Raw genomic sequence first — 21,699 nt, forward strand, 5'->3', positions numbered from 1 at the left:
GTCAGCCTGCCAGTTCCATCCGTTCTACTGTGTCTTCTTAAAGATCACCCTGCACCGGCGCCAGACAAAGTCTGCAATGCGCGCCCTAACCCAGATCCTGCTGCGCAGTTCCTGCATCATTGACCTCGCCGGACAGTCTTTTTGTCGTATCCTCGGCCCAGCGCATTGCGCTTGGTCAGCAGTGACGCGGTGATGATACCGACCGTTACAATCGCAATCAGGATAGTGGACAATGCATTGATTTCCGGACTGACCCCCAGACGCACCGCCGAAAAGATCTTGATCGGCAAAGTGGTCGAGGAAGGACCGGTGGTAAAGGATGCAATCACCAAATCGTCAAGCGACAAGGTGAAGGCCAATAACCACCCCGCGAAAACTGCCGGCGCGATGTTCGGCAAAGTGACCAGACGAAAAGCGTCGAATGGTGAACAGCCAAGATCAAGCGCAGCCTCTTCGAGCGAGCGATCAAAGGTCACAAGCCGCGACGAGACAACAACCGAGACAAAACACATCGAAAAGGTCGTATGCGCCAGCACGATCGTCAGGATGCCGCGATCCAGCCCGATACCGATAAAAAACAGCAAAAGGGACAGGCCGGTGATTACCTCGGGCATGACCAGCGGCGCATAGACCATCCCGGAAAACAGTGTTCGACCCGGAAAACGCCCCGCCCGCACAAGGACATAGGCGGCCATCGTGCCCAAGATCGTGGCCAGCGTCGACGAGAATACTGCCACTTTCAGCGTGACCCAGGCCGCGTTTAAAAACGCCTGATTCTGCAGCAGTTCACCATACCATCGAGTCGAGAAACCAGCCCAGACCGTGACCAGTTTGCTTTCATTGAAACTGAAGACCACCAGGATCAGGATCGGCAGGTATAGAAATGCAAAGCCCAGCGTAAGCGAGATGACGTTGAACCAGCTCAGCCGCATCATCGTCCAGCCTCGGCTTGATTCTGCTGGTTACGCTGGAACAGCATTATGGGGATAATCAGGATGAGCAGCAGAACCACTGCAACCGCCGACGCAACAGGCCAATCGCGATTGTTAAAGAACTCCTCCCACAGTACTTTGCCGATCATCAGCGTGCGCGACCCCCCCAGAAGCGAGGGAATCACAAACTCGCCCAGCGCGGGAATGAAGACAAGGAAACAGCCGGCGATGATCCCGTTACGCGATAATGGCACCGTGACCAGCCAGAAGGCGCCAATTCGCGAACACCCCAAATCTTCAGCAGCTTCAAGCAGCGACGCATCCATCCGGTCAAGCGTGGCATAGATCGGCAGGATCATGAACGGCAGATAGGTATAGACGATGCCGATATAGACTGCGGTGTTGGTGTTCAAAATGGTCAGCGGTGTGGAAATGATACCCGCCCACAGCAGAAACTGGTTCAGAAACCCCTCATTGCTCAGAATGCCCATCCAAGCGTAGACCCGGATCAGAAAGCTGGTCCAGAATGGCAGAATCACCAGCATCATTAATGTCGAACGCCATTTTTCGGGGCAACACGCCATCGCATAGGCCACCGGATAGCCGATCGCCAGCGTCATCAGAGTGGACAGGAATGCGATTTTCAGGCTGCTGAGATACGCCTTCCAATACAGATCGTCTTGCGTCAGCCAGATGTAATTCTCGAAATCGAGCTGCGACAGGAAGGTGCGGAAATCACGCCACTCCAGCGTCGGAACATAGGGTGGAATCGCCAGCGCCGTATCGGAAAGAGAAACTTTGAAAACAATGATGAAAGGCACCAGAAACAGTGCCATGAGCCAGAAATAGGGAACGGCGATCAGGACAGCCCGGCGCATCATTCTGCCAGCAAGATGCCCGCCGTGACTGTCCAGGACAGCCAAACCGCGTCTTCCCATGTGAAACTGCGCGGAGACATCCGCCTTGTATTGGCAGTTTGCGCCTTGATGATCATGCCACCGGGCAATTCGACGTGATAGGTGGAAAGATTGCCCAGATAAGCGATGTCCAGAATCTTGCCCTGCACGGCATTGTCCGCGTGAACGGGTTTATCCGCGCTGATGGTGATTTTTTCGGGCCGGATCGCCAAGTGGCAGGGCTGCCCTTCGGTGAAAGCGCGCTCGGACGTCACAGCCAAAAGCCTCTGCCCATCGGCCCAGTCAATACCATAAAGATCAGCGCCCTGTTTGCGTGCACGGCCTTCGATAATGTTCACGTCTCCGATAAAATCCGCGACATATACCGAGTTTGGCGATTCATAAATTCGGTCGGGGGTATCGACCTGAATCAGCTTGCCCTCGTCCATGACCGCAATACGGCTAGCGACGGTCATCGCTTCTTCCTGATCATGGGTAACAATGACGAATGTGGTGCCGGTGGTTTCCTGAATATCCACCAATTCAAATTGCGTCTCCTGGCGCAACTTGGCGTCCAGCGCACCCAGCGGTTCGTCCAGCAAAAGCAGCTTGGGCGCCTTGGCAAGCGAGCGCGCCAGCGCCACCCGTTGACGCTGACCGCCCGAAATCTGGTGCGGCTTGCGGCCCGCGAACTTTCCCAGCCGGGTCAATTTCAGCATTTCCTCGACGCGGGCGGCAATCTTATCCTTGGGCATTTTCGATCGTTTCAGGCCAAATGCAATATTGTCCCAGACCGTCAGATGCGGAAACAGTGCATAGGACTGAAACATCATGTTGACCGCCCGTTTATTCGCCGGCAACGGGACAATGTTCTTGCCCGAAAGCTCGATGCGTCCCGAGGTCGGGGTCTCAAAACCGGCCAGCATACGCATCATCGTGGTCTTGCCGCAGCCTGACGGGCCCAGCAAGGCCAAGAACTCACGCTCATAAATATCCAGTGAAACATCGTCGATGACGATGGAGTCGGCGAAACTTTTGGTGACGTTTTGAAACCGGATCAGCGGTTTTTCTTCGGGATCATCCCATGGAGCGAATACATCTTCCGGCAACCTGACCTCCCTAGGGCGCGACGGCAGGGGCGCGCCAGCAGGCCCGCCCACAGTTTCAGGCGTATCAGGTCCCCGACTTGATCTTGGTCCACAGCCGGGTCACGAAACGCTGAGTCTTGTCGTCTAAAGGCGCAGTCGTATAAAGATTGGCCAATGTTGCCGCGTCGGGATAGATCGCCGTATCGCCGATCACATCCTCGTTCAGGTATTCTTGGCTCGCCTTGTTGCCATTGGCATAATAGACATAATTCGATGTCGCTGCGGCGTTCTCCGGGTCCATCATGAAATTCAGAAATGCATGTGCGCCTTGGGGGTTTGGAGCATCTGCCGGAATTGCCATCTGATCAAACCACATCTGCGCGCCTTCTTTCGGGGCATTATAAATGATCTCGATACCCTTGCCCGCCTCTTCAGCGCGGTCGCGCGCTTGCAGGATGTCACCCGACCAGCCTATCGCCACACAGATATTACCGTTAGCCAAGGCGTTGATATACTCGCTGGAGTGGAACTTCTGGATGTAGGGACGGACTGCCGCATACACGTCTTCGATTTTGGCGATTACTTCGGGATCTTGGCTGGCGGGGTCTTCGCCCAGCCAAGCCAGCGCCAGCGGAACCGTCTCGTCCGGCGCATCTAAGAAATGCACGCCGCAATTTGCCAGTTTTTCCATATTCTCGGGCTTGAACACCAGATCAAGCGAATCGATCGGTGCGTCTTCGCCCAAGGCCTGCCTGACCTTGTCGATATTCACCCCGATCCCGGTCGTACCCCACATGTAGTTGACCGAATAGGCATTGCCGGGATCGTATTGCTGCGTCCGTTCCTCGATGAGATCCCACATGTGCTCGATATTGGGAAGTTGATCCTTATCCAGCTTTTGGAAGGCACCCGCAGCAATCTGCCGCTGCATGAATGTCGAGGACGGGACAACCACATCATAGCCCGAGCCGCCAGCCAGCAACTTGGTTTCCAGAATCTCGTTGCCGTCAAAGACATCATAGATCAATTTGAGGCCGGTTTCCTGCTCGAACTTCGCAAGAAGATCCTCATCGATATAGTCTGACCAGTTGTAAACACGCACCTGTTCAGCATGTGCAGCGCCGCAGACCAGCGCCAGAACCGCTGTCATCGCCAGTGACTTGAGGGTCATCGGATTCTCCCTGAACGTTCCGATTTATTGGAGGCCGCAATGGTGGATCCAGTGTCGCTGATCCAGGCCGTAAAAGATATATTTTCACGGGATGGAACATGACGCAAGCGGCCATGTCGGGCACCCGTGGTCAATGATGAATGCGTTGCAAAAATTGTCTAGCGGCACGCAGGCCATCGCTCGGGATCTTGAGCCAGAAAGGCAGCTACGAATTGCCGGTTCGAGAATAGCGGTTCACCCTGCGGACATCAGCGGTTAGAACCTTGAGGAGATGAAATAGGAACCGGAGCCGACGCATGAAAGTGCCCAAGCCTGTTGTGTTGTGTATTCTGGATGGCTGGGGCCTGAGCGAGCCGGGAGACGCGAACGCGCCCTATCTTGCGAATACCCCGAACTTTGACACCATTACGGAACGCGGTCCGGCAGCGCAGCTTATTACCCATGGTCCGGATGTCGGTTTACCTGTCGGACAGATGGGAAATTCAGAAGTTGGCCATACCAATATCGGCGCGGGCCGCGTGGTGACGATGGACCTGTGTCGAATCGATTTCGCGATCGAAGACCGCAGTTTTTTTGAGAACACTGCTCTTCTCGACTTTATCGACCAACTGAAAGCCAGCGGCGGCACTGCACATCTTATGGGCCTGATGTCGGATGGCGGCGTGCATGGGCACCTGAATCATATCGCCGCTGCGGCCAAGGCGATTGCCTCTGCCGGTGTGCCCGCGGTCGTGCACGCGATTACCGATGGCCGCGATGTCGCCCCGAAATCGGCGCTGACCTATCTTGAGCAGTTAAGCGCGTTGCTGCCCGAAAACGTGCCGATTGCCACAGTTCTGGGGCGCTACTATGCAATGGATCGCGACAACCGGTGGGTCCGGGTCGCTCTGGCCTTTGATGCGGTGATCCGCGGCCGGGGTATTGCCGCGGAAACCGCACAGCAGGCAATCGACTCGGCCTATGCTCGGCGCGAGACCGATGAATTCATTTCTCCCGCCGTGATCGACCATTACGCCGGCGTCACCGATGGCGACGGTATATTCTGCCTGAATTTCCGCGCAGACCGGGCGCGCGAGATTCTCGCCGCGTTCGGCCAGCCCGATTTTTCCGCTTTCAATACCGGGCGACGCCCCAATCTGGCCGCGCTCATGGGCATGGTCGACTATTCCGAGCAGCATTTGAGTTACATGACGACCCTTTATCACAAGGAAAAAGTCGTCAATGCTCTGGGCCCGTGGGTGGCGGCGCATGGACGGCGTCAGTTCCGGTTGGCCGAGACCGAAAAATACCCGCATGTTACGTTTTTTCTGAACTGTGGCGCAGAGCAGCCGGAAACCGGCGAAGATCGCTTCATGCCGAAATCGCCCAAAGTCGCGACCTATGACCAGAAGCCGGAAATGTCGGCAGAGGAAGTGACCGATCGCTTTGTTCATGCGATCGGGGCCGGATATGATCTCATTGTAACCAATTACGCCAACCCAGATATGGTCGGGCATACCGGAGATCTGAACGCGGCGATCAAGGCGTGTGAGGCGGTGGACCAAGGACTTGGCCGGGTCATTGCAGCGCTGGAAAAAGCCGGGGGCGCGATGATCGTCACTGCCGACCACGGCAATTGCGAGGTTATGGTCGATCCGGAAACCGGCGGACCGCACACGTCGCATACGTTGAATCCGGTGCCCGTGGTGCTGGTGGGGGGGCCGGAAGGTGCACGGCTACGCAATGGACGGCTGGCCGATCTGGCGCCGACCCTGCTTGAATTGATGGGCCTGCCGATACCGCCGGAAATGACTGGGCAAAGCCTGATCGAATGACGCACCGTCTTGCCCTGCTTTTGCTGCTGATCTGGTCGACCCCGCTGCGCGCGGCGCAGGAAGATCCGGCCAGCGCCGCTCTTGCGGCCATGCATCAGCTTGAAGCGGCAACCGTCGCGCTGGAGGAAGCCGAAAGCGCGCGGGATCGTGTGCGCGCCTACACTAATACGATTCGTGCCTATGAAACCGGTCTTGCCGCGATGCGCGAAGGTCTGCGCCGGGCCGCCACCCGCGAGGTCGAACTGACCCGCCGCCTGAGTGCGCAAGAGGGCGAATTGGCACAGCTTCTGGGCGTACTGCTGACCATCGAGACGGCGCCCACGCCAGTGCTGATGCTGCACCCCACCGGGGCGCTAGGTAGTGCGCGGTCGGGCATGATGCTGGCGGATGTGACGCCCGAACTGCAGGCACGCGCCGCCGCCATGCGCCAAAATCTGGAGGAGGTTCAGACCTTGCGCCTGTTGCAGAAAAATGCCGTACGAACGCTGAACGACGCTATGGCCAGCATGCAGCAGGCGCGCGCCGGACTTAGCATGGCCATTGCCGACCGAACCGGCCTGCCGAGCCGCTTTACCGAGGATCCGGTACGCACCGCGATTCTGATCGCCTCGACCGAAACGCTGGCCGGCTTTGCCAGCGGGCTTTCCGAAATCGCATCAGGCGATATTGCCGGGATGATGGCCAGTATAAGTGATCAGAAAGGCAGCATTGACCTGCCCGTTCAGGGCGCCGTGCTGCATGGCGCTGGCAAGGCGGACGCGGCCGGCATCGCCCGTGACGGAATCCTTGTGGCCACACGTCCTCGGGCTTTGGTCACCGCGCCCACCGCCGCGACGATTCGTTATCTTGGCCCGCTTCTGGATCTTGGGAATGTGGTCATCCTCGAACCACAACCCGATACGCTTTTCGTGCTTTCAGGCCTAGCCGAGGTTTTCGGCAAGGTGGGCGAGGTGGTTCCTGCTGGCACGCCTATAGGATTGATGGGCGGAGAGGCTCCACAAATCGGTGCGTTTCTGTCACTAAGCGGTGAAGGCAATGGACCCGAAAGATCAGAAACGCTCTATATAGAGGTCAGAGAGGGCGACAGCCCAGTGGATCCCGAAACGTGGTTCCGAACCGACAAGGATGGATAGACAGACATGAAGAAATTCGTGATGGCCGCTTTGGGTGGCACTTTGGCGGGCATTCTCGTCACGACGCAGGTGGCCGGGCCACTTCTCGCGCAGGAAAACGCCAAATCCTCCAGCGTCTATGAGCAGCTCGACCTGTTCGGCGACATCTTCGAGCGGATCCGCGCGGCCTATGTCGAAGAGGTCGAAGCTTCCGATTTAATCGAAGCCGCAATCGACGGTATGCTAACTTCGCTCGATCCGCATTCCAGCTATCTGTCTCCCGACGATGCCGAAGCCATGCGGGTGCAGACCAAAGGAGAATTCGGCGGGCTGGGCATCGAGGTCACCCAGGAAGAGGGTTTCGTCAAGGTTGTCTCGCCCATGGATGGTACCCCGGCGGACGAGGCCGGGATGGAAGCGGGCGATTTCATCACCCATGTCAATGGCGAAAGCGTGCTGGGGCTGACTCTGGACAAGGCGGTCGAGTTGATGCGCGGGCCGGTTGGGTCGGAAATTGTCATCACTGTTGTGCGCGAGGGCGAACCCGAACCGTTTGATGTTTCGATCATTCGCGACACCATCAAGCTGACCGCCGTGCGCGCCCGGACCGAGGGCGACACCGTCGTTCTGCGCGTGACCACATTCAATGATCAAACCACCTCGTCGCTCAAGGATCTGCTGGAAGAACAGGTCGAAGCTGCGGGCGGCATGGATAATGTCAACGGGTTCGTTTTGGATCTGCGCAATAACCCCGGCGGGTTGCTGACACAGGCGATACAGGTCTCGGATGCCTTTCTTGACGAAGGCGAAATCGTCTCGACTCGGGGTCGTCAGCCCGAAGATGGCGAGCGCTTCAACGCCTCGCCCGGGGACCTGACCCAGGGCAAGCCGATCGTTGTGCTGATCAATGGCGGCTCAGCCAGCGCGTCGGAAATCGTCGCCGGTGCATTGCAGGATCATCGCCGCGCTGTTGTCGTCGGCACCAAGAGTTTCGGCAAAGGCTCGGTGCAAACAGTCATGCCGCTGCGCGGCGACGGTGCGATGCGCCTAACCACGGCGCGTTATTACACCCCCTCAGGCCGCTCAATTCAGGCGCTCGGCGTGTCACCGGATATTGTCGTGGAGCAACCCCGCCGCCGACCGCAGACCGAAGAAGAGGACGAGGATGGACTGGCCGCACGTATCCGTTCGGAGGCCGATCTGCGTGGCCGGCTGAACAACGACAGCCTGTCCGAAGATGAAACCCGGCAAATCGAAGAAGAGCGCGAAAAAGCCGAAGCTGCGGCCAAGCGGCGCGAACAGGATTATCAACTGGCTTATGCCATCGACATCCTGAAAGGGCTTTCGGCGCTGGGTCCAAATCAGTGACACAAGGATGGGGCGGGGTCGACATGACCTCGCCCGCCCTTGTCACCCTTGTCTGACGGTGCCAGCGGCGCGCCGCAAAAGCAGGGTCAGGCGATCAAAACTGTCTGAAATTCCCTCGCCCTCAGAGCGCGCGAAGAAAGCATCCAGTTCGGGCCAGCGTTGCACCGCCCGGTCAAGCAAGGGGTCAGTCCCTTCGCTGTAAAGTCCAGCCTTTATCATCACTTCCGACTGTTCATAGGCACCCAACAGGCGGCGGACTTCCCCGATGGTGGCGTTTTCCTCTGTGCTGGCGGCGTCTGGAAGGCTGCGCGAAACTGATCGCCCCACGTCGATTGCAGGAAAGCGGCCCCGCTCGGCGATCTCCCGGCTCAGCACGATATGGCCGTCAAGAACTCCGCGCAGAATATCGGCCACGGGCTCATCCATATCCGATCCGGCCACCAGCACGCTGAACACCGCCGTTATGCTGCCCTGCCCCGGCGCGCCCGGCCCGGCACGCTCGCATAGCGAGGTAATCATCGGCGTGAGGGACGCAGGAAACCCGCGCAACACGCTGCTTTCACCCGAAGCGACAGCGATTTCCCGATGTGCCTCGGCAAAACGCGTCACCGAATCGGCCAGGAACAATACGTTTTGGCCCGTATCCCGAAAATGCTCGGCCACGCTCATCGCCGCCCAGGCACAGCGTCGCCGCGCCAGCGCCGACTGGTCCGAGGTTGCGGCAACAACAACCGCCCGTTTCATTTTTTCGGGCCCAAGGGTGCGCTGCACGAAATCGTTCACTTCCCGCCCCCGCTCACCAATCAATGCAATCACCACGACATCGGCATCCATCTGCCCCGCAAGCTGTGCCAATAGTCGCGATTTCCCCACTCCCGACCCGGCAAACAGGCCGATGCGCTGGCCTTCGACAATCGGCAGGATGGTGTTTAACACCGCCAGCCCGGTCGGTATTCGCGCGCCCATTGCCCGCCTTGTTACCGCAGCAGGAGGCGGGTTCATCAGATTGCAGCCGTCCCCGCCACACATAAGCGGGCGACCATCCAGCGGCACCCCGTAAGGATCGATCACCCGTCCAATCCAATGGGCGGAGGGCGCAAAAGGTGCCAGCGGCTGCAAGACCGCACGATCCCCGATCGCCACACCATCGGGCGCCGTTTCTGGCAACATGCCTACATGAGCGCGATCAATCTGCAGCACTTCTCCATGTAGCGGCGCAGCATCCCGGCGGTGCAGGATCAACTGATCACCGATACGGGCAGCTTCGGTAAGGCCGGAAAGACAAACGATCCCGCTGCTGATCCGGTCCACACGCCCCATGGGCCGCAACAGACTGGCATGTTCGATCGCCCGCCGTAACAAATCCAGATCCGTTTTCATGGTGCAACCGCTTCATCAATGTTCTGAAAACAATTTCTAAACGAATCGGAGTTAAACCTTGGTTGAAATCGATCGAGGGAGAGTTCCTGATGTTTACCGAACTCAAGGTTTTCAAACTGGCCCACGCCATGGCCAGCCATGCCGGGCGGCGCCAGGCGGTCGTCGCGCAGAACATGGCAAACTCTGACACCCCCGGCTACGCGGCGCGCGATATTTCGTCCTTTGCCGACCTTATTGGCAAAGCCGGTGCAACCACGATGCATCAGACCCGTCCCGCGCATTTTTCGGAATTTGCAAAGGACGCCGCGCAAGGTTCGGTGGGCGCGGTTCATCGTGGTAGCAACACGGTTTCGATCGAAGAGGAAATGCTGAAAGCGGTGGAGGTCACCCGCCAGCACGACCGCGCTTTGGCCATTTACAAATCATCGCTGTCGATCTTGCGCAGCAGCCTTGGCCAAACCTGAGCGGGGTAAACAGACATGAGCGAATTTTCCAAGGCATTATTGATTTCGGCCAGCGGCTTGCGGGCGCAATCGGCGCGGCTGCGCCATGTTTCCGAAAACATCTCGAACGCGGATACACCCGGCTATCGCCGCAAGATGATAGCGTTCGAAACCCTGCGCAGCGGCGATGATCGCACGAACACCATTGCACCCGGCCCGGTCCGATTGGATCGCAGTGACCTGCCCAAAATATACGATCCGTCGCATCCGATGGCCGATGAAAGCGGCCATTTCGACGGCTCCAATGTCAACCTCATGATCGAGATCGCCGACGCCCGTGAGGCCCAGCGCAGCTATGAGGCAAATCTGAAAATCTTCGACCAATCGCGACAGATGTCGGCCAAATTGATGGACCTGTTGCGCAAGTAAAACAGCAAGAAGGAAATCCAGAATGGATATTCGCAGTATTTCGGCGTTGCAGGGCTATGGCTCCGCGCGGCCCGCCACGCAGGCCGATCCGGGAACAGGCGGCGATCTGAAAACCGTACTTCAAGACTTCGCCTCGACTCTTCAGACCAGCGAACAAGCAGCCGTTTCCGCAATGACAGGCGACGCCGACCCGCATGCGTTGGTGCAGGCTTTGGCGCAGACCGAACTGGCGGTGGAAACCGCCATCACCGTTCGCAACAAGGTGGTCGAAGCCTATCAGGAAATTCTGCGGATGCCGGTTTGACATGTTAGCCGAGGGGGTTTTTCATGACACGTTGCGGCAAGGTCTGTGGGTGGCCGTCATCATATCGGTGCCGATTCTGACCGTTGCGCTGATCACTGGCCTAACCATCGGGCTGTTCCAGGCGCTGACCTCGATTCAGGAAATGACCCTGACCTTCGTGCCCAAGCTTGCCGCCATCGTCGTCGTGTTCTGGATATCCATGGGATTCATGACCCAGACCCTCGTTTCGTTCTTTCACAACGAGATCATCCCACTGATCACAGGAGGATTCTGATGGACGCCACTGGGTATATCACCCTCTCTCGTCAAAGCGGCCTGATGCAGGAAATGCGGCTCATCGCAAACAACATCGCCAACACGGCGACCACCGGATTCCGGCAGCAAGGGCTGATTTTCTCTGAGTTCGTGCAAGGCCAACCTGATCAGCCTTCGCTGTCGATGACGCGGGCGCAGGCCCGGAACATCTCGATGGAGCAAGGAATATTGTCGCAAACCAACGGCACCTTCGATTTCGCGATACAGGGCAATGGTTTTTTTCTGCTCGAAACGCCTGATGGCGAACGTCTGACCCGTGCGGGGAATTTCGCGCCGAACGCCGATGGCGATCTGGTGACGATGAGCGGGCATCGCGTTCTGGATGGCGGTGGTGCCCCGATTTTCGTTCCCGGCGATGTTGGCAGCATCAGTGTCGCGAGCGACGGCACGCTGAGCAGTAACGACCAGCTTCTGGGCCAAATCGGGCTATTCCAGCCGCTCGAGCCGTTGAAGCTGCAACGCGAAGATGGGGTGATGTTCCGCTCAGACGCCGGGGTCGAGCCAGCCGAAGAGGCAGCCGTTGTTCAGGGCTTTCTCGAGTCATCCAACGTCAATCCGATCCTTCAGCTCGCACGGATGGTCGAGGTCCAACGTGCCTATGAAACCGGGCAAAGCTTACTGGACGCCGAAGATCAACGCATTCGCGACGCGATCAAGACATTGACCAGGTAAAACATGCAAAGGGATTGCGACCATGCGAGCACTTCAAATCGCCGCGACCGGAATGAGCGCACAGCAAATGCGCGTCGAGACAATTTCCAACAATCTCGCCAATATGAGCACGACCGGCTATAATGCTCGTCGCGCAGAATTCGCCGATCTGCATTATCAGCAGGTGTCGCGCGCCGGCACGATAAATGCCACCGACGGCACCGTATTGCCCACTGGCGTGCAGTTGGGTCTGGGTGTGCGACCTGCGGCGATCACCGTACATCTGTCGCAAGGGTCATTAACCGCAACCGGGAGCGATCTGGATATCGCGATCGAGGGCGGCGGCTATCTTGAGGTGACGCTGCCATCAGGGCAGCCCGCCTATACCCGTGACGGCAGTCTCAAGCGATCTGCCGAGGGGATGATTGTTACGTCGGACGGCTTTGCGGTGGCCCCGGAAATCGTCATTCCCGACGATGCCCGCAGCATTTCCATCAACGGTGCGGGCGAAGTGTTCGCCTATTTCGACGACAGCGCAGAAGCGGAACTGCTGGGCCAGTTCACCCTGTCCGGTTTCACCAATGCCAAAGGTCTCGAAGCTCTGGGCAGCAACCTGTTTGCCGAAACCGAAGCATCCGGGCCTGCCCTGGTATCGTCACCGGGCGAGGATGGGCTGGGAACGCTGCGGCAAGGTTATCTTGAAAGTAGCTCGGTCGATGCGGTGCGCGAGGTGACCGAGCTGATCGAGGCGCAGCGGGGCTATGAAATGAACGCCAAAGTAGTTTCGGCCGCCGATCAGATGATGGCCGCTACGACTCAGGTGCGGTGATGAAACCTGTATTCACAGCGCTGCTGATCGGTGCCGCATCCGGTGCCTGCGCGGATATTGTCGTACCGGTCAGAACCATCCGCGCCAAGGAAATCATCTCTGCAGATGACTTGATTCTGAAGCCCGAGAATCTGCCCGGCGCGGTGGCCGACCCGCGGACGTTAATTGGCCAAGAAGCCCGCGTTGCGCTTTATCCCGGGCGCGCCATCCACAAGGGAGACATTGCGCCAGCTACGCTGGTCGAACGCAACGAGATTACAACGCTGGTCTATATTCGGGGCGGGCTTCACATCGTTACCGAGGGGCGCGCATTGGGGCGGGGCGCTGCGGGGGACATGGTCCGGGCAATGAATCTGTCATCGCGCACCACTATTACCGGCACAATTCAGACCGATGGCTCAATCGAGGTCCAGTAATGTACGTTCGTAAATTTGTTCGCGGGGCTACTCTGACTTTACTCGCCCTGATCACGGCCTGCGGGCGCGCGGATCATATTGGCAAAGCCCCCAGCTTTAGCCCCAACACCGAAAGTCAGGAACATTCGGCGATGCTTTGGCCGGGTTTGCCAACGCACGTGCAGCCCCAGCGCAATATCGATCGGTCTTCCCTCTGGAGCGGCGGGCGCCGGTCGCTTCTGGGAGATCGCCGGGCAATGGCCAAGGGCGACATCCTCACCGTCGTGATCGAGATCGACGAAAAGGCCGAGATTTCCAACGACACCGCGCGTTCCCGCTCGGGATCGGAGAATCTGGGCGTCCCGCACTTATTCGGCGTGCCACAAAGAATTGATGAAAAGCTGCCCGCAGATGCGGCGATGGCCAATGCCGTGGGCATCGATTCCAGCAGCGCATCAGGTGGCAAAGGGTCGGTGAAACGCAAGGAAAAACTGACGCTTCGCGTCGCAGCCACCATTGTCGATGTCCTGCCCAACGGCGTTCTGGCGATTTCTGGCTCGCAAGAGTTGCGGGTAAATTTCGAGCTGCGCGAACTTCTGGTATCAGGATTCGTACGTCCCGAGGATATCTCGCGCCAAAATGAGATCACCTACGACAAGATTGCGTCGGCGCGTGTATCCTATGGAGGTCGCGGTCAGATTACCGACGTCCAGCAGCCCCGCTATGGCCAGCAGATACTCGATGCTGTTTTGCCGTTCTAAGGGATAGATATGCTGGCAAGACTCCTCCCGATTCTTCTTGTCCCGCTGGCGATCGGTACTGGCGGCGGTGCGGCGCTATACCTGATGCCGCCACAGGAACACGAAGAAACAACAACGTTCAGTTGGCACGAGCCTGCCGATGCGCAATCAGGCGACCACGATTATATCAAGATGAACAATCAATTCGTCATCCCTGTTGTTTCCCGCGACCGGATCACCGCGCTCGTTATTCTGTCACTAAGCCTTGAGATAACGCGGGGTCAGCGCCAGCGAGTTTATGAGCGTGAACCCAAGTTGCGCGACAGCTTTCTGCGGGTCCTGTTCGATCATGCGAATATGGGTGGTTTCAATGGGCCGTTCACGCAGGAGGTTCGGCTTGCACCGTTGCGCGTGGCACTGCGCGACGCCGCACAGCGTGAGTTAGGCAAAGATATCCATAACGTGCTGATTGTGGATATCGCGCGTCAGGACCCCTGATCACGTGTTGCGCGGCGTTTCGTTTGGTCTGCCGCGCCTTTTTGAGCAAGCTGTCGCACGGCCTCCTTACGACCGAAGGCCTTGCGAACTCGTTCCAACAGTTCCAACTTGCGCGCCACGACCTGTGCCAGCTCCATATCGAGTTCCTGCATGGACCGCTCCCGCCATGCCTGCCAAACAAGGTCGGCCCCGACTGCCCGCATCTGCTGATTGCCGGCAGAATTGCGTTGGCCCTGCAATTGTGCAAGACGGCTGCGCAGCGTCGCTTCGCGGGTCAGAATGGGCTGAATCTTTTGATATTCAGCCATATAGACTGCCTCGGTCACATCGACCAACTGCGCTATCTTTCGGGTGGTCATCTCAGACCCGCCCGGGCGCGCATGCGCATTCGTTCGGCAAACCTGATTGCGGCGGCAACCGCGCGATAATGGTCTTCGGTGATTTCCTGACCCAAGGCTACTGTTGCATGAATCGCTCGAGCCGTGGGCGGATCGCTATGTATCGGTACACCTGCAGCCATGGCGGTTTCTCGAATGGTTGATGCGATCTCGTCCCGTCCTTTGGCGACACAAACCGGGGCGGTGCCGCGCATCCGGCTCCATTTCAGCGCAACTGCGTAATGCGTCGGATTGACGATCACCACATCCGCACCGGGAACATGGGCCATCATCTGTTTCATCGCGATCTCCTGCCCACGCTGGCGACGCTGCTGCTTCATATGCGGATCGCCTTCGGCTTCTTTTGCCTCGTCCATGATCTCTTTGCGAGACATGCGATTCTTGCGCAGATGTTCATGATATTGCCAGGCCATATCCAAGCCTGCGATGGCGGTTGAGATCACCACGACCAGAAACATGAACTCGATACAAAGGCGGGCCATCAGGGCAATGCCGGCCAGGGAACCAGATGACGCAGCGCCGACCATGTCATGCAGGCGCGCCTGCAAGAATAAGCCTAGACATACTGAATAGAGGACGAGTTTCGCAAAGCTTTTCGAGAATTGGAAAAAACCCGACCGGCCGAATTTGTTTTTCGCGTTCGACAAGATCGAAATGCGCGCCAGCTTTGGCGTAATTTTGCTAGGTGCGAAAACAAAAGCCCGCTGAGCCAGGATCGACACCATAACCGCCGCCGCCGGGATAACGAACCACGGCGCAAGCGGCGCCGCAACCGCCTGCATCAACCCGCCCGCCGGAGCCCGCGCCCCGCCATCAAAAAACAGCGTCGCAAGCTGGTCGGGCTGATCAAGCATGACCATCATGGCCGATCCGAAACGCTCGATCGATCCGGCGCCGAAAACCATCACCGTGAGGAGCAATCCGGCATAGCCGGCGGCCACAGAAACATCGGTGGATTTCGCGATCTCGCCTTTTTTTCGGGCTTTTTGTAGCTTTTGCGGAGTCGCCTCGTGGCTCTTTTCACTGTCTTCGTCGGAAGCGCTGCTCATTTCGGAGGAACCAGTGGCGCCTGCATGAACCCGATCAGCGCCTCGACCCAGATCGACAACATCAAGGGCGCGCTGAGACATAGCAGAAACAGCCCGCCCATTGTGATGACCGGCGCACCAATAAAGGCCACCATCAGTTGCGGCATTGCGCGATTGATGACGCCCAGCGTGAGATTATAGATTACCGATGCAATGACGAACGGTGTCGCAAGCATGAAAGCCAGCGAAAACGCGTGCGCGATGCGGGCGACACCCCAAGCCGAGAGATCACCCGCGGATGGCGCATAGCCCACCGGAAAAATCTGGTAGGAAACGATCAGCAGCCGGGCGGCATGGACATGCAACCCGAAGATGACCGCCAGCGCCAGACCGCCAATCGTCAAGGCGTAGCCCATTGCCGGGATCGGCTCGGCACCGGCGCCGCCCAGAATTTGCGACAGTGACGTCGATTGCGCCGCGATCGATCCGGCGGTTTGCAGCGCCAGAACGAAAAGCCGAACGCCGATTCCAAGCGCAAGTCCGACAAGCGTTTCGGTGAGCGCGAACCGCGCGAATGTCAGCGGATGTTCGAGATGTACATCCAGACTCACGGCTGGCGCGACAATCATGGTGAAAGCGACAGCGACCCCCAGCTTGACGCGGATCGGAACCGAACGCTCGCCAAACGCAGGCAGTAGTGAAACCAGCGCCGAAACTCGAAGGAAGACAATAATCGCGTGCCAAAGCTCGCGCGACAGAAGCGCCTGCAAATCGGGCGGCAAAGTGATCATGCCGCCACCGTGCCCAGCAATGCTGGGCGCGCCTCAATCCCGACTTCCTCGAAGGAAAGAACCGGGTTGGGAATGCCGCGCGCGCGCATGATCGTGCGCAGGAAACGGCGGCGGGTTGTCGAGGTGACGAGCGCGGGAAACACCCCTGTTTCCGCGATCTCATTCACTCGCTCGGATAAGCGGTCGGAAAGTTGATTGAACAGGTCGGGGGGCAACGCCACATCCATTCCCCCCGACGCAGCGTCGACTTGATAGGTGGCAAAGGTCTCCTCCCATTCCGGGGCAAGCTGGATCAGTGGGATGGTTCCATCGGGGCGCTTCAACTCGGTGATGATCTGGAACCCCAAGCGCTGGCGCACATGTTCACAGATCGCTTCTGGCTGGCTTGGTCCCAGCCGCGCCTCGGCGATGGATTCGAGGATCAGCGGCAGGTTTCGTATCGAGACGCGCTCGTCGAGCAGCAAGCGCAGAACTGCGTGCAATGTATCGATCGGAACCTTGTCGGGGATCAGATCATCCAGCAATTTGCGATTTTCTTCGGCGCGTTCCGGGTCGGAGAGGCGGGTCATCTCGGTCAGCAGGCGGCGCAGCGACTTAAGTGTCAGGAGGCGGGCGAAGTTCTGCTTGATGATCTCTAGAAGATGGGTGGCAAGAATTTCAGGCGGCGTCACGATGGTCGCGCCCGACAATGCGGCGGTGTCCTGTTCGCCGGGTAACATCCAGCGCGCGGGCGCACCATAAACGGGTTCCTTAACATCAGTCCCGGTCGGGAGGTTATCCGAACCATCCGGAAGCAGTGCGAGCACCATATCAGGGTGCAACTCACCACGGACCTGCTCGACCCCCTGAATGCGGATCACATAGGTGCCGACCGCAAGGCTGGGCTGATCGGTCAAGCGTATGTCGGGAAGGACCAGACCGTAAACCGTCGCCACATGGGTGCGCATATTGGCGATCCGAACGTCCAGCCCGGTGCCGGGATCCAGCACCATGTTCACCAGATCGGGTGCAAATTCCACGTGCACGTCGTCCAGATCGAGAATATCACCCATCATCTTGCCCGGCTCGACCGATGCGGCCGCGTTGGAATCCTGTTCTTGCCCCTGCCGATCCCTACCTGTCTTCATGGCATAAGCGGCATAGCCCAAAACGGCCCCGCCCATAATGAAAGGCACAAAGGGCAAACCCGGAACCAGCGCGAAAAGCGCCATCAGCACAGCGACCGTCGCAATCGCAGCGGGATATTTGCCAAGCTGATCAAACAGCGCAAGATCGGTCGCCCCCTTGGTTCCACCGCGGGCCAACAGTAATGCGGACGCGATCGAGATGATCACTGCCGGGATCTGCGTAACCAACCCGTCGCCCACTGTCAGGATGGCATAGGTCTCGAAGGCTGCGCCAACCGGCATGCTGTGCACGACAATGCCCATCACCAGACCCATCACCAGATTCAGCAGGGTGATCAGCAGACCGGCAACCGCGTCGCCTTTGACGAATTTCGACGCTCCGTCGAGCGATCCGAAAAAGGTGGTTTCCTGTTGTTCGGTTTCACGGCGCTCCTTGGCTTGCGCATGGTCGATGGCCCCGGCGGACATGTCGCTGTCAATTGCCAGCTGCTTACCGGGCATCCCGTCCAGCGCGAAACGCGCACCGACCTCGGCCATACGTGCGGCACCTTTGGTAATGACCATGAAGTTCACGATCAAAAGCACGCCAAACACCACCAGCCCCAGAAAAACGCTGCCGCCCATGATGAACTGGGAAAACCCCAGAATAACGTCGCCCGCTGCCCCCGGCCCAGTATGCCCTTGGCCGATAATCAATTTCGTCGACGACACGTTAAGCGACAGGCGCAGCATCAGCGAAGCGAGCAGGATCGTCGGAAAGGCTGAAAAATCCAACGGACGTTCGATAAAAAGCGTAACGGTAAAAATCAGGATCGCGAGGCCGAAGGAGACCACCAGGCCCGCATCGAGAACCCAGGCAGGCATCGGCAGGATCATCATGACGATGACCGCCATCAAGGCCAACGCCAGCAGAACCGTGGGATTAAAGAGGTTTTGGATCGAGATTAAGCGCATCCGGTTCGCTCGCTAATTCAGTGCCACAAAGGCGGGGCGGACCGGTGCCTCGGTGAGAGGGTTCGGGCCGATAGGAACCAGCGATCCCATCGCGCCACTGCCGCGTCCGATGAACGGCGGGTTCACAATATCCGAAACCAGCATGTTTGACGGCGGATCGTGCTGATCGTGCCGCAGCGCGAGCGCATCGCGAACCGTGCTGAAGCGTGCCGTATAGGAGCGAGCATAGCGCGGGGTGCGTGAATGGTAGGCCCCTGCCGCAGCCGGCCAGTCGTCGAACTCTTGATAGAGTTCTTTGAGGAACTTTGCCGCATATCTGGCATTCAGGAGCGGATCAAACATCGCGTCGATCGACCGGAATGCATCGCCATGCCAGAGATAGTTGATCTGGAAGCAGCCCACGTCAAAACTACGTGCGCCGGCCTTGAAGTGCTTGAACACATAGGCACGGGCGGCATCCGCATTTTCGAACCATCGCCCCTCGCCCTCCATGTTGACAGCCCATGGCCATGGTTGCAGCACGCCCTGCTGTAATCTTCCGGTTTCCACGCGGGAGATCGCCTGTAGTACGTTGAGAGGAATGCCGTGCTCACGCGCTGCCGTGCTTGCGGCGCGATCGCAAAGCGCCGCTGTCATAGTTGCGCGGGGAGCGCCGACAACCGGATTCGCAGGCGCCAGCAACAGGAGCACTGCGGCCACACCGCCGATTTTCGCCCGGACTCTCCCCAGAATATTTTGTTGAGCACTAGGCGTATTGGGCATTCTGCCTGTCCAAATGGTGATTCTCTCGTACTCACGATGGACAACCGCCGTTTAAAATTGATTATCACCGTCGGATAATCGCAACTTCTGTCGAACAATGCGTGGCAGATGGCTTCAGCCACACATTTCCGGGGGCAAGTTCCATGGGCTTTACAAGATAGTTTTTATTAAATTTGCTATGCATGGCAAGCCATTAGCTCGAAAGCGCTTACGGCGCCTCTCCAAAATCAACCCAAAGAATTTCTTGCCAAAGACGTGTTGACCCAAGGGAATATAAGTTAAACAATGGGAATAATAGGGAGTTGCGCCAAATGGCATTCACACGAGAGAGTGCGTCTGGAAACGTGGCCGAGACAGGTAATATCGCCTGGCTGGTGGCTGCACATTTGCCTCTTTTCTCATTCCTCCCCCCGTTAAAATTCACCACAACATGTGGCGAAATGCCGCCAGATCGGATACTGGCGGGTCGATAATCATTCACGACACAGTAAATCAGACCAGGAGCAACAGCAGATGGCCTTCAAGACCGACATTCAAATTGCACGCGAAGCGAGCAAGCGCCCGATTCAAGAAATCGGCGAAAAGCTCGGCATCTCGAGCGATGACCTTCTGCCCTATGGCCACGATAAGGCGAAGGTGAGCCAGCGGTTCATCGACGAGATTCAGAAGAACGAAAACGGCAAGCTGATCCTTGTGACCGCGATCAACCCGACACCCGCAGGCGAAGGCAAGACCACCACCACGGTGGGGCTGGGCGACGGGCTGAACCGTATTGGCAAGAACGCAGCTGTTTGCATCCGCGAGGCATCGCTCGGGCCGAACTTCGGCATGAAAGGCGGCGCTGCCGGGGGTGGCTATGCACAAGTCGTGCCAATGGAAGAAATGAACCTGCATTTCACCGGCGACTTCCATGCGATCACCAGCGCGCACAACCTGCTGAGCGCGATGATCGACAACCACATTTACTGGGGCAACGAACTGGCCATTGACATGCGCCGGGTGTCCTGGCGCCGGGTTCTGGACATGAACGACCGCGCCCTGCGCCAGATCACCACCAGCCTTGGCGGTGTGTCCAACGGGTTCCCGCGCGAATCCGGGTTCGACATCACCGTGGCCTCCGAAGTCATGGCGATCCTGTGCTTGGCGACCGACCTCGAAGACCTGCAGAAACGTCTGGGCGACATGATCGTGGCTTATCGCCGCGACCGCACGCCGGTTTATGCTCGTGACATCAAGGCCGATGGCGCCATGACCGTGCTGCTTAAAGATGCGATGCAGCCCAACCTGGTGCAAACGCTGGAAAACAACCCGGCCTTTGTGCATGGCGGACCGTTCGCCAACATCGCCCATGGCTGTAACTCGGTCATTTCGACCACGACAGCGCTGAAACTGGCCGATTACGTGGTCACCGAAGCTGGCTTTGGTGCGGACCTTGGCGCTGAGAAGTTCTTGAACATCAAGTGCCGCAAGGCCGGTCTGCATCCGTCGGTCGTCGTTGTCGTCGCCACGGTTCGCGCGATGAAGATGAACGGTGGCGTTGCCAAGGCCGATCTTGGTACCGAAAATGTCGAAGCGGTCAAAAAGGGCTGCGCCAACCTCGGGCGTCATATCGAGAACGTTAAATCCTTTGGCGTTCCCGTGGTTGTGGCGATCAACCATTTCGTCACTGACACCGATGCCGAAGTGCAGGCGATCAAGGATTACGCCGCCGAGCAGGGCTCGGAAGCGATCCTGTCGCGCCATTGGGAGCTGGGCTCGGAAGGGTCGGCTGAACTGGCAACGCGTGTGGCCGAGATCGCGGATAACGATCACGCCAATTTCGCACCGCTCTATCCCGACGAGATGCCGCTGTTCGAAAAGATCGAAAGCATCGCCAAGCGCATCTACCGCGCAGATGGTGTTCTGGCCGATCAGAAGATCCGCAACCAGCTCAAGGACTGGGAAGCGCAAGGCTATGGCAACCTGCCGATCTGCATGGCGAAAACCCAGTACAGCTTTACCACCGATCCCGAGCGCCGCGGCGCGCCAACCGGGTTCAGCGTTCCCGTTCGTGAGGTACGCCTGAGCGCCGGTGCCGGGTTCGTGGTGGTGATCTGCGGTGAGATCATGACCATGCCGGGTCTGCCGCGTGTTCCTTCGGCCGAGAACATCAAGCTCAACGCCGACGGTGACGTTGAGGGCCTGTTCTAAGTTAGACCAATTAAAGGGCGCGGGGGAAAACCTCCGCGTCCTTTTTTCGCCTCGGGGCGAACGATATATTCAGCAATTCAAAGC

23 protein-coding genes are annotated in these 21,699 nt (G+C 58.3%); 13 read left to right on the plus strand and 10 right to left on the minus strand.

Annotated elements, in window-relative coordinates; translation table 11 throughout:
- Window positions 1-116 precede the first annotated feature (116 nt).
- The 4 genes from JAO82_RS05705 to JAO82_RS05720 form a co-directional block, all read right to left on the minus strand.
- Complete coding sequence (locus JAO82_RS05705) at window positions 117-935, minus strand: ABC transporter permease (protein WP_198685397.1); 819 nt, start codon at window positions 933-935, stop codon at window positions 117-119.
- Window positions 932-1,810 (minus strand): ABC transporter permease subunit, encoded by an 879-nt coding sequence (locus JAO82_RS05710; protein ID WP_198685398.1) that lies wholly within the window; start codon window positions 1,808-1,810, stop codon window positions 932-934. The genes JAO82_RS05705 and JAO82_RS05710 overlap by 4 nt, the downstream gene beginning before the upstream one ends.
- The gene (locus JAO82_RS05715) at window positions 1,810-2,937 is read right to left on the minus strand and encodes an ABC transporter ATP-binding protein (protein WP_198685399.1); all 1,128 of its coding nucleotides are present in this window, start codon (window positions 2,935-2,937) and stop codon (window positions 1,810-1,812) included. Before JAO82_RS05715 ends, JAO82_RS05710 begins: the two co-directional genes overlap by 1 nt.
- 64 nt (window positions 2,938-3,001) lie before the next feature.
- Window positions 3,002-4,087, minus strand: a complete 1,086-nt coding sequence (locus JAO82_RS05720) for a polyamine ABC transporter substrate-binding protein (protein WP_198685400.1) — start codon at window positions 4,085-4,087, stop codon at window positions 3,002-3,004.
- A gap of 296 nt (window positions 4,088-4,383) precedes the next feature.
- Here JAO82_RS05720 and gpmI point away from each other — a divergent pair, with 296 nt between their 5' ends.
- From gpmI to JAO82_RS05735, 3 genes are read left to right on the plus strand one after another with little or no spacing between them, the layout of a single operon-like run.
- Entirely contained in the window at window positions 4,384-5,901 is a 1,518-nt protein-coding gene (gene gpmI, locus JAO82_RS05725; RefSeq protein ID WP_198685401.1) for a 2,3-bisphosphoglycerate-independent phosphoglycerate mutase, read from the plus strand.
- On the plus strand, window positions 5,898-7,034 hold the full coding sequence (locus tag JAO82_RS05730; protein ID WP_198685402.1) for a murein hydrolase activator EnvC family protein: 1,137 nt from the start codon (window positions 5,898-5,900) through the stop codon (window positions 7,032-7,034). Before gpmI ends, JAO82_RS05730 begins: the two co-directional genes overlap by 4 nt.
- Before the next feature lie 6 nt (window positions 7,035-7,040).
- Window positions 7,041-8,381, plus strand: a complete 1,341-nt coding sequence (locus tag JAO82_RS05735; RefSeq protein WP_198685403.1) for a S41 family peptidase — start codon at window positions 7,041-7,043, stop codon at window positions 8,379-8,381.
- Window positions 8,382-8,423: 42 nt separating this feature from the next.
- Here JAO82_RS05735 and JAO82_RS05740 read toward each other — a convergent pair whose 3' ends face one another.
- Window positions 8,424-9,761, minus strand: coding sequence for a FliI/YscN family ATPase (locus tag JAO82_RS05740; RefSeq protein ID WP_198685404.1), 1,338 nt, complete (start codon window positions 9,759-9,761; stop codon window positions 8,424-8,426).
- An 89-nt stretch (window positions 9,762-9,850) separates the two neighbouring features.
- Between JAO82_RS05740 and JAO82_RS05745 the strand changes: the two genes are divergently transcribed.
- Genes JAO82_RS05745 through JAO82_RS05785 form a run of 9 tightly spaced genes read left to right on the plus strand, consistent with a single transcriptional unit; the run spans window position 9,851 to window position 14,365 of the window.
- The gene (locus JAO82_RS05745) at window positions 9,851-10,225 is read left to right on the plus strand and encodes a FlgB family protein (protein ID WP_198685405.1); all 375 of its coding nucleotides are present in this window, start codon (window positions 9,851-9,853) and stop codon (window positions 10,223-10,225) included.
- Window positions 10,226-10,240: 15 nt separating this feature from the next.
- Complete coding sequence (gene flgC, locus JAO82_RS05750; protein WP_198685406.1) at window positions 10,241-10,633, plus strand: flagellar basal body rod protein FlgC; 393 nt, start codon at window positions 10,241-10,243, stop codon at window positions 10,631-10,633.
- A gap of 22 nt (window positions 10,634-10,655) precedes the next feature.
- Window positions 10,656-10,937, plus strand: a complete 282-nt coding sequence (fliE, locus tag JAO82_RS05755; RefSeq protein ID WP_198685407.1) for a flagellar hook-basal body complex protein FliE — start codon at window positions 10,656-10,658, stop codon at window positions 10,935-10,937.
- A gap of 1 nt (window position 10,938) precedes the next feature.
- Window positions 10,939-11,211 carry a flagellar biosynthetic protein FliQ gene (locus JAO82_RS05760; RefSeq protein ID WP_198685408.1) on the plus strand — a complete coding sequence of 91 codons (273 nt, stop codon included), beginning with the start codon at window positions 10,939-10,941 and terminating at the stop codon, window positions 11,209-11,211.
- Window positions 11,211-11,924: a flagellar hook-basal body complex protein gene (locus JAO82_RS05765; RefSeq protein ID WP_198685409.1), complete on the plus strand. Its 714-nt coding sequence runs from the start codon at window positions 11,211-11,213 to the stop codon at window positions 11,922-11,924. Before JAO82_RS05760 ends, JAO82_RS05765 begins: the two co-directional genes overlap by 1 nt.
- A gap of 22 nt (window positions 11,925-11,946) precedes the next feature.
- Window positions 11,947-12,732, plus strand: a complete 786-nt coding sequence (flgG, locus tag JAO82_RS05770) for a flagellar basal-body rod protein FlgG (protein WP_198685410.1) — start codon at window positions 11,947-11,949, stop codon at window positions 12,730-12,732.
- The gene (gene flgA, locus JAO82_RS05775) at window positions 12,732-13,148 is read left to right on the plus strand and encodes a flagellar basal body P-ring formation chaperone FlgA (protein WP_198685411.1); all 417 of its coding nucleotides are present in this window, start codon (window positions 12,732-12,734) and stop codon (window positions 13,146-13,148) included. The genes flgG and flgA overlap by 1 nt, the downstream gene beginning before the upstream one ends.
- On the plus strand, window positions 13,148-13,888 hold the full coding sequence (gene flgH, locus JAO82_RS05780; RefSeq protein WP_198685412.1) for a flagellar basal body L-ring protein FlgH: 741 nt from the start codon (window positions 13,148-13,150) through the stop codon (window positions 13,886-13,888). Before flgA ends, flgH begins: the two co-directional genes overlap by 1 nt.
- 9 nt (window positions 13,889-13,897) lie before the next feature.
- The gene (locus JAO82_RS05785) at window positions 13,898-14,365 is read left to right on the plus strand and encodes a flagellar basal body-associated protein FliL (RefSeq protein WP_198685413.1); all 468 of its coding nucleotides are present in this window, start codon (window positions 13,898-13,900) and stop codon (window positions 14,363-14,365) included.
- On the opposite strand, the gene JAO82_RS05790 is transcribed toward JAO82_RS05785, so the two are convergent.
- Genes JAO82_RS05790 through JAO82_RS05810 form a run of 5 tightly spaced genes read right to left on the minus strand, consistent with a single transcriptional unit; the run spans window position 14,353 to window position 19,299 of the window.
- A complete protein-coding gene (locus JAO82_RS05790) occupies window positions 14,353-14,724 on the minus strand; it encodes a hypothetical protein (RefSeq protein ID WP_198685414.1) in 372 nt (123 codons plus the stop codon). The two genes, JAO82_RS05785 and JAO82_RS05790, sit on opposite strands and share 13 nt — an antisense overlap.
- Entirely contained in the window at window positions 14,721-15,812 is a 1,092-nt protein-coding gene (gene flhB, locus JAO82_RS05795) for a flagellar type III secretion system protein FlhB (protein ID WP_198685415.1), read from the minus strand. Before flhB ends, JAO82_RS05790 begins: the two co-directional genes overlap by 4 nt.
- The gene (locus JAO82_RS05800) at window positions 15,809-16,582 is read right to left on the minus strand and encodes a flagellar biosynthetic protein FliR (RefSeq protein ID WP_198685416.1); all 774 of its coding nucleotides are present in this window, start codon (window positions 16,580-16,582) and stop codon (window positions 15,809-15,811) included. Before JAO82_RS05800 ends, flhB begins: the two co-directional genes overlap by 4 nt.
- Window positions 16,579-18,663 carry a flagellar biosynthesis protein FlhA gene (flhA, locus tag JAO82_RS05805; protein ID WP_198685417.1) on the minus strand — a complete coding sequence of 695 codons (2,085 nt, stop codon included), beginning with the start codon at window positions 18,661-18,663 and terminating at the stop codon, window positions 16,579-16,581. Before flhA ends, JAO82_RS05800 begins: the two co-directional genes overlap by 4 nt.
- Before the next feature lie 12 nt (window positions 18,664-18,675).
- A complete protein-coding gene (locus JAO82_RS05810) occupies window positions 18,676-19,299 on the minus strand; it encodes a transglycosylase SLT domain-containing protein (protein WP_198685418.1) in 624 nt (207 codons plus the stop codon).
- 639 nt (window positions 19,300-19,938) lie between these two features.
- Between JAO82_RS05810 and JAO82_RS05815 the strand changes: the two genes are divergently transcribed.
- Window positions 19,939-21,615 carry a formate--tetrahydrofolate ligase gene (locus JAO82_RS05815; protein WP_198685419.1) on the plus strand — a complete coding sequence of 559 codons (1,677 nt, stop codon included), beginning with the start codon at window positions 19,939-19,941 and terminating at the stop codon, window positions 21,613-21,615.
- Window positions 21,616-21,699 lie beyond the last annotated feature (84 nt).

The organism is Pontibaca salina, from assembly GCF_016307205.1.
GTDB lineage: Bacteria > Pseudomonadota > Alphaproteobacteria > Rhodobacterales > Rhodobacteraceae > Pontibaca > Pontibaca salina.

Coding starts and splice junctions, on each gene's coding strand:
- flgC (WP_198685406.1), top strand. CDS start 10,241: ATGAGCGAATTTTCCAAGGCATTATTGATTTCGGCCAGCGGCTTGCGG.
- JAO82_RS05730 (WP_198685402.1), top strand. CDS start 5,898: ATGACGCACCGTCTTGCCCTGCTTTTGCTGCTGATCTGGTCGACCCCG.
- fliE (WP_198685407.1), top strand. CDS start 10,656: ATGGATATTCGCAGTATTTCGGCGTTGCAGGGCTATGGCTCCGCGCGG.
- JAO82_RS05745 (WP_198685405.1), top strand. CDS start 9,851: ATGTTTACCGAACTCAAGGTTTTCAAACTGGCCCACGCCATGGCCAGC.
- JAO82_RS05705 (WP_198685397.1), bottom strand. CDS start 935: ATGATGCGGCTGAGCTGGTTCAACGTCATCTCGCTTACGCTGGGCTTT.
- flgA (WP_198685411.1), top strand. CDS start 12,732: ATGAAACCTGTATTCACAGCGCTGCTGATCGGTGCCGCATCCGGTGCC.
- JAO82_RS05800 (WP_198685416.1), bottom strand. CDS start 16,582: ATGATCACTTTGCCGCCCGATTTGCAGGCGCTTCTGTCGCGCGAGCTT.
- flgH (WP_198685412.1), top strand. CDS start 13,148: ATGTACGTTCGTAAATTTGTTCGCGGGGCTACTCTGACTTTACTCGCC.
- flhA (WP_198685417.1), bottom strand. CDS start 18,663: ATGCGCTTAATCTCGATCCAAAACCTCTTTAATCCCACGGTTCTGCTG.
- JAO82_RS05785 (WP_198685413.1), top strand. CDS start 13,898: ATGCTGGCAAGACTCCTCCCGATTCTTCTTGTCCCGCTGGCGATCGGT.
- JAO82_RS05790 (WP_198685414.1), bottom strand. CDS start 14,724: ATGACCACCCGAAAGATAGCGCAGTTGGTCGATGTGACCGAGGCAGTC.
- gpmI (WP_198685401.1), top strand. CDS start 4,384: ATGAAAGTGCCCAAGCCTGTTGTGTTGTGTATTCTGGATGGCTGGGGC.
- JAO82_RS05810 (WP_198685418.1), bottom strand. CDS start 19,299: ATGACAGCGGCGCTTTGCGATCGCGCCGCAAGCACGGCAGCGCGTGAG.
- JAO82_RS05760 (WP_198685408.1), top strand. CDS start 10,939: ATGTTAGCCGAGGGGGTTTTTCATGACACGTTGCGGCAAGGTCTGTGG.
- JAO82_RS05720 (WP_198685400.1), bottom strand. CDS start 4,087: ATGACCCTCAAGTCACTGGCGATGACAGCGGTTCTGGCGCTGGTCTGC.
- JAO82_RS05710 (WP_198685398.1), bottom strand. CDS start 1,810: ATGCGCCGGGCTGTCCTGATCGCCGTTCCCTATTTCTGGCTCATGGCA.
- flgG (WP_198685410.1), top strand. CDS start 11,947: ATGCGAGCACTTCAAATCGCCGCGACCGGAATGAGCGCACAGCAAATG.
- JAO82_RS05765 (WP_198685409.1), top strand. CDS start 11,211: ATGGACGCCACTGGGTATATCACCCTCTCTCGTCAAAGCGGCCTGATG.
- JAO82_RS05735 (WP_198685403.1), top strand. CDS start 7,041: ATGAAGAAATTCGTGATGGCCGCTTTGGGTGGCACTTTGGCGGGCATT.
- flhB (WP_198685415.1), bottom strand. CDS start 15,812: ATGAGCAGCGCTTCCGACGAAGACAGTGAAAAGAGCCACGAGGCGACT.
- JAO82_RS05740 (WP_198685404.1), bottom strand. CDS start 9,761: ATGAAAACGGATCTGGATTTGTTACGGCGGGCGATCGAACATGCCAGT.
- JAO82_RS05815 (WP_198685419.1), top strand. CDS start 19,939: ATGGCCTTCAAGACCGACATTCAAATTGCACGCGAAGCGAGCAAGCGC.